This window comes from Paenibacillus sp. NRS-1781, from assembly GCF_050467745.1.
Classification (GTDB): Bacteria; Bacillota; Bacilli; order Paenibacillales; family Paenibacillaceae; genus Paenibacillus; species Paenibacillus terrae_A.
On record NZ_JBITPI010000010.1, the window covers coordinates 1 to 15,263 of the forward strand.

The 15,263-nt window shown below is 39.3% G+C and carries 10 protein-coding genes; 2 read left to right on the forward strand and 8 right to left on the reverse strand.

Features of this window, described 5'->3' with window-relative positions; all coding sequences use genetic code 11:
• The 3 genes from ACIFO6_RS02645 to ACIFO6_RS02655 form a co-directional block, all read right to left on the reverse strand.
• Positions 1-1,839, reverse strand: coding sequence for a DNA primase family protein (locus ACIFO6_RS02645; RefSeq protein WP_430037837.1), 1,839 nt, complete (start codon positions 1,837-1,839; stop codon positions 1-3).
• 19 nt (positions 1,840-1,858) lie between these two features.
• On the reverse strand, positions 1,859-2,056 hold the full coding sequence (locus ACIFO6_RS02650) for a DUF5659 domain-containing protein (protein ID WP_430037840.1): 198 nt from the start codon (positions 2,054-2,056) through the stop codon (positions 1,859-1,861).
• A 164-nt stretch (positions 2,057-2,220) separates the two neighbouring features.
• A complete protein-coding gene (locus tag ACIFO6_RS02655) occupies positions 2,221-2,997 on the reverse strand; it encodes a hypothetical protein (protein WP_430037842.1) in 777 nt (258 codons plus the stop codon).
• A 471-nt stretch (positions 2,998-3,468) separates the two neighbouring features.
• Here ACIFO6_RS02655 and ACIFO6_RS02660 point away from each other — a divergent pair.
• A protein-coding gene (locus ACIFO6_RS02660) for an IS3 family transposase (RefSeq protein WP_430037845.1) occupies positions 3,469-4,625 on the forward strand; the annotation gives its coding sequence in 2 pieces (ribosomal slippage) (positions 3,469-3,724 and positions 3,724-4,625; 1,158 coding nt in all).
• A 410-nt stretch (positions 4,626-5,035) separates the two neighbouring features.
• Here the strand turns inward: ACIFO6_RS02660 and ACIFO6_RS02665 are convergent.
• The 5 genes from ACIFO6_RS02665 to ACIFO6_RS02685 form a co-directional block, all read right to left on the reverse strand.
• Positions 5,036-8,119 (reverse strand): type I restriction endonuclease subunit R, EcoR124 family, encoded by a 3,084-nt coding sequence (locus ACIFO6_RS02665; protein ID WP_430037848.1) that lies wholly within the window; start codon positions 8,117-8,119, stop codon positions 5,036-5,038.
• Positions 8,120-8,135: 16 nt separating this feature from the next.
• On the reverse strand, positions 8,136-9,395 hold the full coding sequence (locus ACIFO6_RS02670) for a restriction endonuclease subunit S (RefSeq protein ID WP_430038000.1): 1,260 nt from the start codon (positions 9,393-9,395) through the stop codon (positions 8,136-8,138).
• The gene (locus ACIFO6_RS02675) at positions 9,395-11,959 is read right to left on the reverse strand and encodes a type I restriction-modification system subunit M (protein WP_430037851.1); all 2,565 of its coding nucleotides are present in this window, start codon (positions 11,957-11,959) and stop codon (positions 9,395-9,397) included. Before ACIFO6_RS02675 ends, ACIFO6_RS02670 begins: the two co-directional genes overlap by 1 nt.
• A 768-nt stretch (positions 11,960-12,727) precedes the next feature.
• The gene (locus ACIFO6_RS02680; RefSeq protein ID WP_430037854.1) at positions 12,728-13,072 is read right to left on the reverse strand and encodes a helix-turn-helix domain-containing protein; all 345 of its coding nucleotides are present in this window, start codon (positions 13,070-13,072) and stop codon (positions 12,728-12,730) included.
• 649 nt (positions 13,073-13,721) lie between these two features.
• Entirely contained in the window at positions 13,722-14,354 is a 633-nt protein-coding gene (locus tag ACIFO6_RS02685) for a hypothetical protein (protein ID WP_430037857.1), read from the reverse strand.
• Between the two features lie 346 nt (positions 14,355-14,700).
• Between ACIFO6_RS02685 and ACIFO6_RS02690 the strand changes: the two genes are divergently transcribed.
• Positions 14,701-15,246 (forward strand): recombinase family protein, encoded by a 546-nt coding sequence (locus ACIFO6_RS02690; protein WP_430038003.1) that lies wholly within the window; start codon positions 14,701-14,703, stop codon positions 15,244-15,246.
• The last annotated feature ends 17 nt before the right edge of the window (positions 15,247-15,263 follow it).

Below are 15,263 nucleotides of genomic sequence, written 5' to 3' on the forward strand. Positions count from 1 at the left end.
TTATATTTTGATACCAAACCAGCACGGAACTGAATTGCCACTTGTTATTCTGGCCTTCTTCTGATACACCTTGTCCTTAAGTTTTGTTTTGATATGTTTATTAAATCGAATAATCATTTCAGGTTTAAATCCACCTTGTTTACACCATGCAGAGTATATCGCATATAACCTTTTGCATTCGATTCGGCTTTCATGTTGTTTTGAAGCTTCACTTTCAAGCTGACACACTTCATCTATAAACAGCATAATAGTATCGGATTCCATTTGATACGTTTTAACTTGATCCTTAATCGTTTGTGAATATGAAAATCCACCTTGTTGTTCGAGTCGTCTTAAGCCCTCAAGCGCATAATTCAATAATGTCGATAAAGCGGATGGAGTCGTCAGTTTATGAATTAATTTCGTATCCTTTTGTTGATCCGTAAATTTTCGAGTAAAAGGAAACACCGTCAGCCTTCTAAAAAATCCATCACTATGGTCACTACTTTTCGGCAACTCATTGGCGCTGAATAACAGTTTACAAAATGGCTCAAAGTTAAAGGGATCTTTCCCCTTTTTCTCTGCGTTTAATCCTTCACCACTGGCAAGCACCTTGAGGTTCCCCGTAGAGTTCAATGCATCCGCAGGGATATCTGTAAAGCAATTCAGCACTTTTCCATACAGTTCAGCAATCTTAAACCTTGATCTGTCGCCTTCCAAATCCTGAATTTTAACTTTGGATATATTCGCCTTGCCTATCATGGCTTCAATCGTTTTAATTAATACCGATTTCCCGTTACTTCCCGTACCTGTGAATAAAAATATTTTTTCATATTCCAAGGTGGGGATCAGGAAATAGCCAATCATTTCAAATAAAGTTGCATGCGTATCCTGTTCCAGTACAGATTCGATAAACTGAAGCATAGCAGGATCATTGGCCGTAGGATCATATAGGACAGGAAATTGAATGGTGCTCCGTCTCTCAGGCGTATGCTCCCTTAACTCTCCCGTTTTCCAATTCAACAAACCGTTTTTAACATTAATATAGTCGTCCAACAGATTCATTTGGGTTCCTGCAATATAACTTTGGGCCTCTATGTAATAACGTGCTTCCTTAATCCGACTATGGCGAAACTCATTGTCCAGCAGGGTAACGGATAATTGCTCCAGGTGACGCTCACCATCATTGACATATACCCCCTGATCATACCGATACAAAAACGTACCGTCAGAAAAACATTTCATATGCTGATCTAAAATATCTTTGCCGTACCAGATAGGCTGAAATTTCTTATGGGTTCCATGAATCTCAAAATATTTCATATAATTAGGCTCAATTGATTTGGGGGAATTCTCTCCTGCTGACTCATCATCGCGTTTGAACACATCTGGAATATCGACATAAGATGTAAGCTTAGAATTGCTTTGACTTCGGTAATACTCTTCCTCATGAGCTAACCATTCTTCATATTGTTCGGCAAGCCACTCTTGATATTCAGGATCATTCGCTTTTCGTTCTTCCTCTTCAATGCGTGTTTGGAGATTCCAATACTCAAAACATTCAATTTCCTTCTTAAAGTATGCTCTCTCCGAATCGGTCATATATTTTTCATCCGTATATGTCCACCACGTTTTGCCACCATTATACGAAAACTCCAACTCATATGGAGAATATTCAAACTGTATCCGATACTGCTTATCCACATCTTCCTTGGTGATCGGCTTCCACATACCATCTATCCAAGCTTCTACTTGCTTGCTATTGCTATTTTTTCGTACATCCACCCGTTTTCCGTTAATGGTGAATTGGTCGGTATAATATTTGTGTTTATCATCGTGTTTTTGCAAAGCTGTTGTCATATTGTTATGATCCCCCTTATTAATAGATGTTATCGACTACATGTTTAAATTCGTTATATTGCTCCATGGCTTTCCTTAACGGAGGCGAATCCTTGAATATAAATACTTTCCGATTCGAATCCTTTAAATCTACTTTTTCATCCATTTTATAAAACCGATTAAACATCAACCATCCTGCCATCCGAGACTGGGTAATGACAATTGTATGGCTTTCCATATTTGACCTCCTCATCTAAAAGTGATTGGAATGTGAATGATGAATTTATCTCACATCCCTCTCTACCGTCTGACAAACCGTATAGTTAAGCTCGCACCCTTTTAACAGGTGTCACCCAAGCGCCAGTGTTAACAGGCGCCTATCATGACACACAATGATTCATTTTATTCGATATGGACTATAGCCTTAAAGCTTGATTTCGTTACTTTCTCAATCCTGATAAATTTAATTGTCGCTCCGTCAAAATCTAGAAAGGATAACCCCTCATCCCGACGAATGGCCTGATCTCTCGGAATGATACACTTCACTTTACCCTGCTCATCTATAATATGAACATAGTTATGCTCGACCACCTGAACCCACAATTTCTTGCCTAATATCTGGTCAGCTATCGACTGTGATTCTTCCTTCGACTTTTTCAAAGTGCTAAAGCCAAGCGGATAATTTCTCAATATTCGTCTTGTACTTTTCTCGTCCAACATAGAAGGCGTATTACTAGTTTGTACTACGGTTTCCCGTTCAGCTTCGTATCCAATGAAATACTGCCCCATGATTTCAAATAATGAATAAACACCATCCTCAAGCATTGCATTTCCAGTCAGGGCGATAAACAAGTCCTGGATACCTTTTGAATCATCTAGATTAGTAATTGAAATGACGTTTGGATAAACTCTATTTGGATTAACGTTCTTGAATTGCTTTATTGCTTTGTTGATACGGGAGGCCATGTTGTCATATGTGTTATCCTTATCCATTTCATACTCTTGTGATTCTTGACAACGATCACAATATCTTTCCATTTCTTCGGCTGTCATATATTCAGTCTCGGCTTGCTCGATTGTCTTCTCCTCACAATAAAATAGAACTTGTCCATTTAGACAGACTTCAAAATCCGGAGTTTTAACATCTGTTTTTCTTATTTCATTTACTTCAAGCCCCATACCTTCAAAATATGTTTTGTAGTATCTTGACCTAATTTTTCCACTTGGGTGCACCCTTTCGAATTTGCATATATCCCATATAATGGTATGGGGAACTAAGGAGTCTAGCCTCTCTCTTAACGAATTACAATACCCGATTATAAAATAGTCATCCTCTAATTTGTGCTATTTATTTCGACAACAATCAGTCAACTTTACTTCTTTCTAGTCTCTGTTTCTCACTTTTCTCCAATCTGTACCACTCCCCAAACCCGCTCCGCTACTGCAAATTTAGTCCTCTGACTATCGTACTTTTGCGAATTTCAGGCTTTTATCTTGTTACTAGTAATCTTTTGTTGAGTATACGGTGTTCCAGAATTAATATCTTTCAATATCTGAAACTATACTCAGCATTATGATGCTAGACTAAAAAGTGGACACCGAGAATCGAGAATGCGAGAATAAAATCAAACACATTCGAGGTGCTTCCCTATGAGTAAAAACTACGACAAGGCTTTTAAAGTTCAAACCGTTCAAATGATTCAAGAAGAAGGTAAACCTGTCTCTCAAGTAGCGAGAGAATTGGGCATCTCCGCGAACACGCTGTATCGTTGGGTAGCTGAACACAACCAAGATGGGAAACAGGCTTTCCCTGGCAGTGGGAACCTGAAGCCAGAGGATCAAGCCACAAGAGAACTCCACAAACGCATTCGTGATCTGGAAGAGGAGAACGATATTCTAAAAAAGGCGATGCACTACTTTGCCAAAGACCGACGCTGATCTTTTCTTTTATATATGATCACCGCTTCCAGTGTCGTGTTGCAAAGATGTGTGCGGTGTTTGGTGTTTCACGAAGCGGCTATTACAGATGGGTACAAACTCGAACGATTCATAAAGAACGACAAAAACAACGGGAAAAGCTTTTACAACGTATCCGCCGGATCTTCTTGGATTCACGCCGTTTGTATGGCAGCCGGAAGATTCATAAAGCTTTGGTTCAGCAAGGAGTTGTCGTGTCAGAAAAAACAGTAGTGCGAATCATGAAGGAGCTTGGTTTAACGTCCAGAACCGTGAAAAAATACAAAGCAACTACGAACTCCAAACACCAACTGCCTGTTCATGAGAACCTTTTAAACCAGCAGTTTGTTGCTGAGGCTCCAAACGAGGTGTGGATGACGGATATTACGTATATTCCCACCGATGAAGGCTGGCTTTATTTGGCGAGCGTGATGGACTTGTACAGCCGCAAAATCGTAGGATTCCACATGGATTCTCGGATGACTAAAGAGTTAGTCATTCAGGCCCTTGACCAAGCCTATCGTGTCCAACGACCGGGCAAAGGGGTTCTGCATCATTCGGATCGAGGGAGCCAATACGCATCTCACGAGTATCAAGCTAAGCTGGTTAAGTACCCTATGAAAGGCAGCATGAGCCGCAAGGGGAACTGTTATGACAACGCCTGTATCGAATCCTTTCACAGCGTTCTAAAGAAGGAACTGATTTACTTAGACCACTACAAAACCCGTCGTGAGGCAAAGAAGCAGATTTTCGAATATATTACATGCTTTTATAATGGGAAACGAATCCACTCTTCCCTAGGTTATGTATCTCCAAATCAGTATGAACGATTGTACCGAAAACCCGCTTGAAGTTCTCGACTTGGGGTGTCCATTCTATTGACAGTAGTCCATTATTGCCCAGTTATATAACTGTACAATAATTCTTCGTCATTTATGGTACGGTTCACCTTATCGGGTCTAACGGCGAAAAAGACAGAGATAGCCTGAACGATTCTAGGTCCAAGTCTGCCCCTGCCTTTATAAAAGTCTTCGAAACTTTATCCAAAAAGCACTCTATTCGAAGTAGCCCTCATCTTCGAGTTCTTTCTTTACTGCCTCTTCTATTCTAGTCCATTTTGCTTTATTAATATCGGTTATGCCATTTGCTTTATTTATTCTTTCTTCTTCTTTTCACTCTTGTTCATGTTGTAATCCTCCGCGACTCTTGTAATCAACACATTCTGTTTTCTACTGTTTTCACCGTCACTTCAAACATCAGGTTAACTATATTTTTGCTTAATTTCAGCAATCCACGCTGGAAGCTTGGTAGTTAGCGTCATATTATGTCTTAATAAGTTGCCCGCCGTTTGATTGGTTGCCTTACTAAAATCAACACTACTAATGAGTTCATTGATGTACGGAACAACAACAGGCTGTAAAATAGAATATGAATTCACTGATTTGCAAAGCAATACACTATCTAGTCCCCACTCCAAAGAAAACGCATTAACCACGTTCTGCAGCTTACTTACTTTCCAAACTTCAAATGCCTCATCAAAGCTCAGACCGCTAGATAAGTTGCCAGGCACAAGCTCAGTATCCACAAATTCTTTCAGTAACTGTGCTTGCTCGTATTCCCCCATGTTACTCAACTCTTGAATTTGTTCATATATAATACGGAGTGTTTCCCTATCCACTGTTTGCACGCCGTTTGGCGAGGTAACTTTTGAACCAATCAATCTAAGGATATGATTCGCATCGATTACTTGTGTTCCTGCTAGCTTGGTTTTACCAACAAGTGGATTGACTGATGCTGGTGGAGGTGTAGTTCCTGGCTTCCACGTTAAGTTTTTATACGCACCTACATACTGCAACCAAGTGTGCTCATCAATACCAAAAGCTACATCATTCCACTTAAACTCGTAGTATTGTTCTACTAAATTTAGCTGTTCAACAGTATCTTTAAACGCAAGTATAAATGCTTCTTTTTTCTCTTCATCATTTTCAATTGTCTGCCACTCAGTCGGATCTGGTAAAGTCGGAATCATTTCAATAACTTTTATGGCTAATTTCTTTACAGCAGTTTCATAGGTATCCACAATTGCTTTACTGCTCTTACCACCGCTTCCATACAGCTTCAAAGCTTGATCTACGATTTGTTCGGTAAGTCGTGGATATTGAAAGTTGATAATCGTTCCAAACTCTTTATTTGAGCCAAATACACGGTTTGTGCGTGAGTAGGCTTGAATCAAACCTTGAAGTTCAAGTGAACGGTCAACATAAAGTGTATTAAGACGCTTAGAATCATAACCTGTAAGCAGTTGGTCTGCCACAATGATAAGGTCTATATTCTTAGGGTTTCGTCCGCTGCCGCCTCGAGTGGCACGCTCCACGACATCTTCAAAATAAGCATCTTCACCGTGTTTTTGATCACCAGCAACAAACTCAATACCCGTAAATTCAGCGTAGTCCTTAAACATACCTTTGACAATTTTAGGTTCTATTGGCGTAGGGTCATTTTCGTTACCGAAACTAAACGTCATAGACACGTTTAACTTTTCTCCGCAAGTTGTCAGTTGTTTCTTGAATTCATCATAATAAGCGATTACCCGATTTTTATAGGCCACGGTTAATATAGCATTAAACTCTCTTCCTTGTGATTGAGATTCCCAGTTATTCAGAATTTCTTCAACCACACGTGGGATATGCGTTTCATCTTGGTATTTTAACAATCCTCGTTTTTGTGCTTGCTTTTCAAGGTCAGCTTCTGACATTTCTTGAACTTGACGTTCGATTTCTCTATCCGTCAATTCCGGATGCTCTTCCTTAATCTTCTCCGCCAATTTTTCTCTTAAATCATCATAGCTCTTGAACTCTCCAGTGTTGATATAGTCAACATGAAAACCCAATACGTTTTTATCCGTAATCGCCTCGTCAATTGTATATTGATGTAACTTAGGTCCAAATAATTTTTCAGTTGTATTGATGACTTCGCTTTTTTCATTGACCTTCCCTTTGATCTTATTTTCATCAAATAAAGGTGTTCCGGTAAAGCCATAGAAAAGTCCACTTTTCTTGAAATAGCTCTTAATGGTTCCCATCATCTGACCCATTGTCGTACGATGAGCCTCATCGATGATAAAAACGATTCTCTTATCTGCTAAACTATGATCCTGTGCTTCTTCCAGTTCCTTAACTAAAGAGTTCAGTTTGAATGTTGTCGTTACCACAATTCCATTTTTTGCTGACTTAAGTATCTTTTTTAACTGGTAGGTGTGCTTCGTATCATCAACGGAAACCGCCTCATAAGCAGCATATGCTTTGAAGTTTTCACTGGTACGATTGTCTAACTCACGTCTATCAACAAGGAAGACGACTTTATCAAATCCTGCTCTAGTCGATAAAAACAAAGCTGTCTTAAAACTCGTGATGGTCTTCCCTGAGCCAGTCGTATGCCAAACAAATCCGCCGTGAGGAACTTTTCCCTCATTGTCCCAACCGAAAGCAGCACCTTCGACAGATTGTAGGGCATACACCTGATATGGACGCAATAGCATATGGCGCCTGTTTTCTTCATCTTTAGCTTCGTCAATCACCAAGTAATCTCCCACCATTTGATGAGCCATTGGTATCATCAGAAAATGCTCCACTACTTTTTGCCAGTTGTTAATCGGTTTGTTTTCTTTATCCGACCAATGAAAGACGAAACTAAGGTTAAAATCTCCTACTGATTTTGGAGTAGCAAAATATCGAGTGGCAATTTCAGAAGTGATGACCATCATCTGCGAAAAAGCCATGAAATTATTACTGTATTCGCCGTCACGATAGTAGCGGGTAAACTGTCCGAATGCCTCGTCTAGCGTTTTGTCTGTACGTTTTTGCTCGATATTGATTAAAGGCAAACCATTGATAAGTAAGACAATATCAAAGCGGTTGTTATTTGCTGTCTGTACTTCTCTAGCAATTCTATAGCTTGAGTCCCCGCCACGCACTTCAGCTTTTTTGAATATTGTCAACGTGATTTGTTTCCTCGTGACTTTGGGATTATCATCACGGTAAATTCCATCAATCTTTCCTTTTGATTCTTCTATTGCCAACACCTTTGCTGCCTCGTAACTGTTGCTGATACGATTAACTTTTGCCATAACTTGATTGAATTCATTATCCGTCAATTCCACACCTTCCAACTGGTCGGCATTGATACGGTTGAGTTCACCACGCCAGTGAGCAATCAAATCAGCAACGGTAACTTTTTGAATGTTTCCATTTAAATAGTCAGGAGCTGACCATTTATATTTTTGTAGTTCTTTGACAAAGCTCTCTTGATAAGTTTTTTCTGACGCACTTTTTGGTGCATTACTCATGACTTAGACCTCCTCTCTAAATAAACATCTCATTTAAATATGCTTTTTTAATACTTTGTAATTTTTCCATCTTCTTCCTATGGTGAGCAATAGTGCCGTCCAAGGCTTTGAAAAATGTACCGATTTTTTGCTGTTCCTCTAAAGTCGGAACCATTAATTCAAAGCTCGCATACTCTTGAGCATTCACCCCAGGCTGCCCAGAACGTTGTGATGTTATCTTTATAAAGTTATCGTATTTTGGTGTTAGGGTATTTTGGAACACAAACTCCGAATCGTAATCTTCGTTAATTCTCGCTCTAATTAAGAATCCCGCATAATAAACTTTCCCATCTGATTCCTTATAATGATAGGTTTTCCCAACACTTGCTCCAGTTCTAGCAAATAAAATATCACCATTTTTTAATCGATAACTATCTGTATTCGATAAATCCACGTCTGGAGAAGTTAATGCACTTTGATTAAACAATTTACTGTCATCATCTATATCCGTTATACGAATATATTTATTTATTCCATCAAAAATAGTAGCACTCGCATTTAAACCGTATTCAATTTTTTTTGACATCTCTCCTAACTTACGTGGTTCCCACGCTTGAGTAAATCCTGCGAACCTCCGTTTTGGCTCACGCTCACCTTCAACGGGGAACATTTCAGATAGATAAGCAGACTTTAACGCTTTAGTCTTTTCTAACTTAGACTGATGAAGAGTTATAAGGCAGTCGAGGTTGGTGAAGAACTGCCCAATTTTTTTCTGCTCTTCAATTTCGGGAAGTGTAATTGGCAGTGTCTTCACTAGTTCAGCATTATAACTTTGCTGTTTTGTGCCTTGGGTGTAGCTAATACCATAATCTTCACCAACTTTTCGATACCACTGAAAAAGAAACCTTGTATCTAGCACATTTAATTGTGGAAACAGAGCCATACAAGATTGATTTAATGTTGTATCAATTCCAAGTACAGCGCAGTTACCACGTGTTCCCGCAGCTTCCAAACCAGTAATTGCCATAACAAAAATACCTTTTGGAACAATCCTTAAGTTAGCATTTTTTTGACCTGCTGCAGTGATTTTTTCTACCGTTTCCGTTACAATTCCACGATTTAATTCACCGCTAGATAACCAATTAATATCACCATTCCAATTGTCACCATTAAACCGTGATGGTGTCTGTCCGTTATACATCTTTTCAATTACGTCACCTAACCTACTCAATTCCCAAGCATTGGTATTTTGAAACTCCTTAAATCGCTTTTTCGGCACTAATTTTGTTTGTACCATCACTGTCCCACCACCAATTCACTCATCAAAGCTTTAAAAGTTGATTCCAAGTCTCGACTTTCATCATCAACTGCTGTTAAAGTATTGGCATAGCGATTGTGCAACATTTGCAAAGTGCTTATCTCCTTTTTTAGCGGTATCTCTACCAACCCAGTCAAAGCATCCACTGTGTTACCGAACCATTTTTCATACATTAATTTGTCGATTTCTTCGTTTGTCAAAGTTAAGATACGTTCTTGCACGGCTTCTTTGAGAGCTTTTTCATCAGCTTTGACTGTTTTGCTAAGCTCTGACTTATCTACAAACAATTTTTCAATCTTTCTCAGAAGGTCGTACTCCACTGTTCCCTTAGTTGACTCTTTCAACGCTGCCTTGACTGCTTTAGCTTCAAAAGCCTCACCAGCTTCATCCAAGGTTTCTCCAAAAGCATTGGCTTCATCGCTATCTTCAACTTTAGCAGCCTCAACCAATTCCGACAGCTTAGCTTCATACTCTAGAATGCGAGTTTTCTTTATTTGGATTTCACATAGCTCACTGCTGTATAAATGCTTTGCAATTAACACATTCGGTACGATACTACCAACCCAGCCGTCTTGCTCTATACGCTTTTTATCACCAGTTCCTTTAGTCACCATATTCGGCTCGCGAGTGCGTCCTGCCGTATAGAAATCACTTAACGTAATAATTTCCGTGTCATGTGTCAGTATATTCTTCCAAATTTCGGCCACAATCTGATATCCGTCATAAATATCAATATATTCGAACCCTGACAATATTGTCTTGATTTCAACAAGCATTTGATCCATCAACTGAGTCAAATCACTGCTTGTGTCTACATTTCGTAATACGCCCCAGTATTTATCGATATAAGATTTTGCCTTGAATTCGATTTCTTTTGACTTTTCAGCAATACGAGAATCACTCAAAATGTCGTCAGAAATGTTCTCAACTGGTTTCAATAGATCAACATAACCATCACGAATTTCTCTCAAAGATTGCTCCAAAACATCTGAAACTGTAGACTGCAAAAGTTTCAAGCCGTCAATGTTTTTTCGAGGAATCCCACCAAAAAGATGAGCATCCACATCTTGAGGTATCTCTTCGTTAATCGTCTTAATATAACGAGTAATATTCATGTTATATTTATTTCTCAGTATTTCCTCGGGAGTTGCTAAATGGCTGTACCCTTCTTTTTCTCTACGTTCAACATATGTGTCTACGATTTTAGCAATATCTTTTTCTTGTAAAACATTTTGTTTCCCAACTTTAATAAAGCTTTGAGAAGCGTCAATGACTAAGACAGATTCGCCTAATTTTCGGTTTTTCTTCAAAACGATTATAACTACTGCAATATCTGTATTAGTAAATAACTTATTTGGCAAACCAATGATGGTATCAATGTAATTTTTCTTAAGCAAGCGTTCACGAATTTCACCTTCAGCTGAACCACGGAACAAAACTCCGTGAGGCAAGACAATCGCCATTGTTCCATCTTGGCCTAAGTGAAATAATCCGTGTAAAAGAAAAGCGAAATCTCCTTTAGAGTCTGGAGGCAACACCCCAGCAACTTCAAAACGAGGATCGCTTACTTTTAACCTTGCTTTGTTCCATTTTTTCGCGGAATATGGGGGATTCATAACAACCGCATCAAATTGCACACCCTCAGTTGGGCGTTCTGGATCTTCTGGCCAGTCCTGAGAAAGTGTATCGCCATTTTTTATCGTCATTTTGTCAGGACGAACACCATGAAGCAATAAATTCATACGAGTCAGGTTATAGGTTGCAGTATTCTTTTCTTGTCCGTAATAGCTCAAATTTTTCTGAGCATCCTCATATAAATGATTCTTAACAGTTAAAAGTAGCGAACCAGAACCAACAGTCGGGTCATAGATTGACTTGATGCTTGGCGTTTTTGCTGCAATTTGTGCCATCACTTCACTGACTTGTCGTGGGGTATAGAACTCACCTGCCTTCTTCCCCGAGTGCATCGCAAACTGACCGATAAGGTACTCATACGCATCACCCAAGACATCACCTTTTTGCAATGCCACCATGTTCAAATCTGCAAATAACAAAATCAGCGCTTTAATATTTTTGCTACGCTCATTTAAGTTGCTGCCTAAAGCAGTATCAGTTAAATCAAGCGTAGAACTTGAGAACAAGCCCTTGAAATCATCCGAATCGCCAGATATAGCAATTGAACGTTCGAAGTTATTCAAGCTATCCGTTACTTTTTGAACTTCAAAGTCTCCTGAGTTGATGTCTTTTAACCAAGTCTGATAAAGATACTCAGGCGAAACATAATACCCGAGCACATTCTGAAGCATTTTATCCAATTGTTCGCCGTATTCTGCTTTAGCCCTTGTGTATTCCTCAACCAATTCAGATTCAGTCATTTGCCCTAAACCGCTGGTTACTTTGAATGTCTCTAAAGTTTTATCACTCAAAAACTTGTAGAACATCAACCCAAGCATATAATCTTTGTAACGGCTGGCATCCATTGAACCACGCAGTTCAGTTGCCCCGTCCCATAATTTACGTTTAATTTCTTCTGATGTAATCACTTTGTATCCTCCATTGATTTTGTTTATTTTTTCAGCTCAGTAATATCACCTAAAACAACATCAAGCACCAAACATATATCGTCAAATTTATCTGCTACGAAAAGTCAGCTCAATACTAAAATTAGCGTTTGACGAAATCAAGCAATCTAAACTGGAAAAGCACCTGAAAATCCTGTATTGTTGCAGGTCCCACCAAACAACAAGAGGATATGACGGATGCCACTTCAGTATATCAACGAAATGCGTGGATCGCCATAGCTACAACTTCATAGTATCGTCTGTATGGAGCCGGAGAGATTCATTTAGAGGCATCGCCAGTAGCCTACAAACAACCTTGACCTATCAGTCATTTCGAACAAGATATGAAGCGTGGCGGCGTAATAAACACGCAAATTTCTCTGTTTTACCAGAGTCTACCCTAGGAGGAAATGCGATAATATATCTTTTCGTTTACCCGTTAATAAATCTTAAAAATTTTCATAAATATAAGCTCTCTAGAAAGTCTAAATTCCAAGATAGTTAGCTAATCAAGCATAGTTGCTAGTAATTACGATATTCACCCTGTCATTTCCTATGTTTAGGCATAGATTGTTGCATATTTATACATTAAATTCACCTAAGCAACACGCACCTTACACCATACTTTCACGTCCAATGAGGCAACGAACCTTAGTAAAAATTCAGCAAGGAAGACGATATTTATGCAAAACACGAAATAGGACGGTTACCTGTTGTCCAGGTACCGTCCTTAATAATGCAGCTCTCCACTTACTTTGATTCTTTCCACTCTAATAGGAAGTCAATCATTTTACTTATGCCTCGTTGTTCCTCCAGGTTCCTACTTTGAACTTTGGTAATAATCTCAGATATTACAACGCTCTCCTCACTATCAGGGTTTGGCTTAATATGTCGAAATAAATCCTCAAAACTGATTCCTAACGCATCTACAATCCCTTCCAGACTTTCTATCGTTGGACTCTTCTCTCCACGTTCTAGTTGTCCGATATATACGCTATGGAGACCAGCGAGATTAGCCAGCTCTTCTTGACTGTATCCCCGCCCTTTCCTAAAATTTCTAATTCTATCACCCAATAGATTTTTTAATTCACTCATCAGTACCACCTCAATATAACTTTGAGGACAGAAACAGATACTTTCTAGAAACAATAGGCTTCAACCTATGGTGGATACCTTGAAAACTTGCTGGAGCACCATGCCGGATTTGAGATTTGGACAATTAGTTCAAAACATCCTTATCCACTATAAAGGAGCGGGCAATTTAGTCTCCGATCTATGGAATATGGAGGAGGTGGAATGGATGAGGGCGATCCAAGCATTCTCTGATCACCATAACCATAACAGTAACAGTAACAGTAACAGTAACAGTAAATTGATTGATCCCTCTAATTGAAACATAGTATCGTTTAATACCGAATTTCTGTCACAGACGGCTAAGCTAAGTAGCACATTATCATTTACCACCAAGGGGATAACATAGAGACTATACAAGAACGTAATCGAAGATTAAAACGAGAAGGTATAGCCAGGAGCAATCGTGAGTATGCAAACTATGTCCAAAGCCAACCCCGGCAGTATTTTGATTCTCCACCTCCCTCATCTGCCGAGGTTCGATGTCCGAAATGCCAATCTTGTCAAATCTCAGCAGGAACAAAAGGTTTCAGCCTGGGGAAGGCAGTAGCAGGTGGAATCCCTTTAGGTGGGACTGGTTTATTAGGAGGCTTTTTGGGAAGAAACAAGCAAGTCAATACTTGTGTAAGATGTGGTTACCGTTGGGTACCATGATTTCTGGCCCAAGACACATGATTACTTTCCAGTCATTGAATGTACTATTTATTCTCATACCTAACCTTTCACTAAACCAGTCACAAATACGTTGAACATATTCGCCCATGTTTTCATTACAATAATCAAAGGAATCATTGTACAACTCCGATCGTTTGTACTCATATACAATTTTTTTAATTTGCGTATTAGAGACTCTACTATAGGAATCTGGATCGCTTCGGATAAGCTCAATCATCATCCATATCCACTCCGAATGATGGAGACAAAACGGTTCCCATACGTTTTCCAGTTTGTATAGTAGTGTTCCCTTTGAATATCTACTTGTTGTAATCAAGCCCACCTCCCGTAATTCGTCTAGATATTTATCAAGGGTTGCGGAACTTATGCCCAATTCTAGCATGAGAAGGGCTTGCCCTGGGTAGCAAGTTTTTTTATTCCCATATGCATATTGGCATAAATTTCTGTAGAGCTGTTTTGCACCAATGGAAAGAAATATACATCGGTCTATAGCAACAAGAGATTGCGAGGTTCCTTTATTCACAAAATAATGCTGTACTTGTGAAAATTCTTGATCAGTTAGTCTGCTCATTTATTATTCTCCTTTTCCTACTAACCTTTTTGGTTCGTAGTGGGTCATTTTTTTTAGATTTTGCTTTCTGATTTTTTGTGTTCTGATTTTCAGAATCAATTCAAAATTTGAATCCCTGTTTTTAGTTTTTTGTTACTGGTATTCAAATATTGAATTATGGAACTTCATTTTTTGAAGACTAATCTCTATAAGTAATCTCTACGAATAGAATCACTACAACCCAACTTGCGAGGCGAATGCCTCGCGGGGGTGATTGTGGGATTGATTACAGTATTAATTCTTTGTTGCACAACAACCTTTTAGAAAAATTTCTTCGGCATGAGGTTTTGATAGAACTTACGCGCCAATCGTCCGTGAAATCTTCAATCTCTATCTCTATGAAGGATGGGGATGGTGCCGGATTAAGAACGAAATGAATCGCAGAAGAGTGCCTACTCCCCGAACCGTCTCAGGGGCGAAAAATGCCGGAACACTATGGCATGACAGCTCTATACGGGTCATATTGGAGAATATCGTTTATACCGGAAACTTAGTCCAACACTGGGACGAAACGATAGACTTCATTTCAAAGAAGAGGAGAAAGGTACCTCAGGATAAACAGATCGTAAACCTTAATACGCATGTTGCTCTGATCAACCACGACGAACATTTGGCAGCTCTTGAGAAGATGAGAACTAAAGGCATTAGAAATTCAAATGGTCAGGAGAGCTTGTTCGCACATATCGCAGTCTGTGCTGATTGTGGAAAAGGCATGATGTATCGGAAAGATCGGGGTAAGGGCGGGGCCTACGTATGCGGTAAGTATGTGAAAAATGGGAAACAATACTGTACCTCTCACCTTATTGATGCCCCTAACCTTTTGAGACTGTTAAGGCAGAACTTAAGGCGCTGATAACAGATCACACAAGG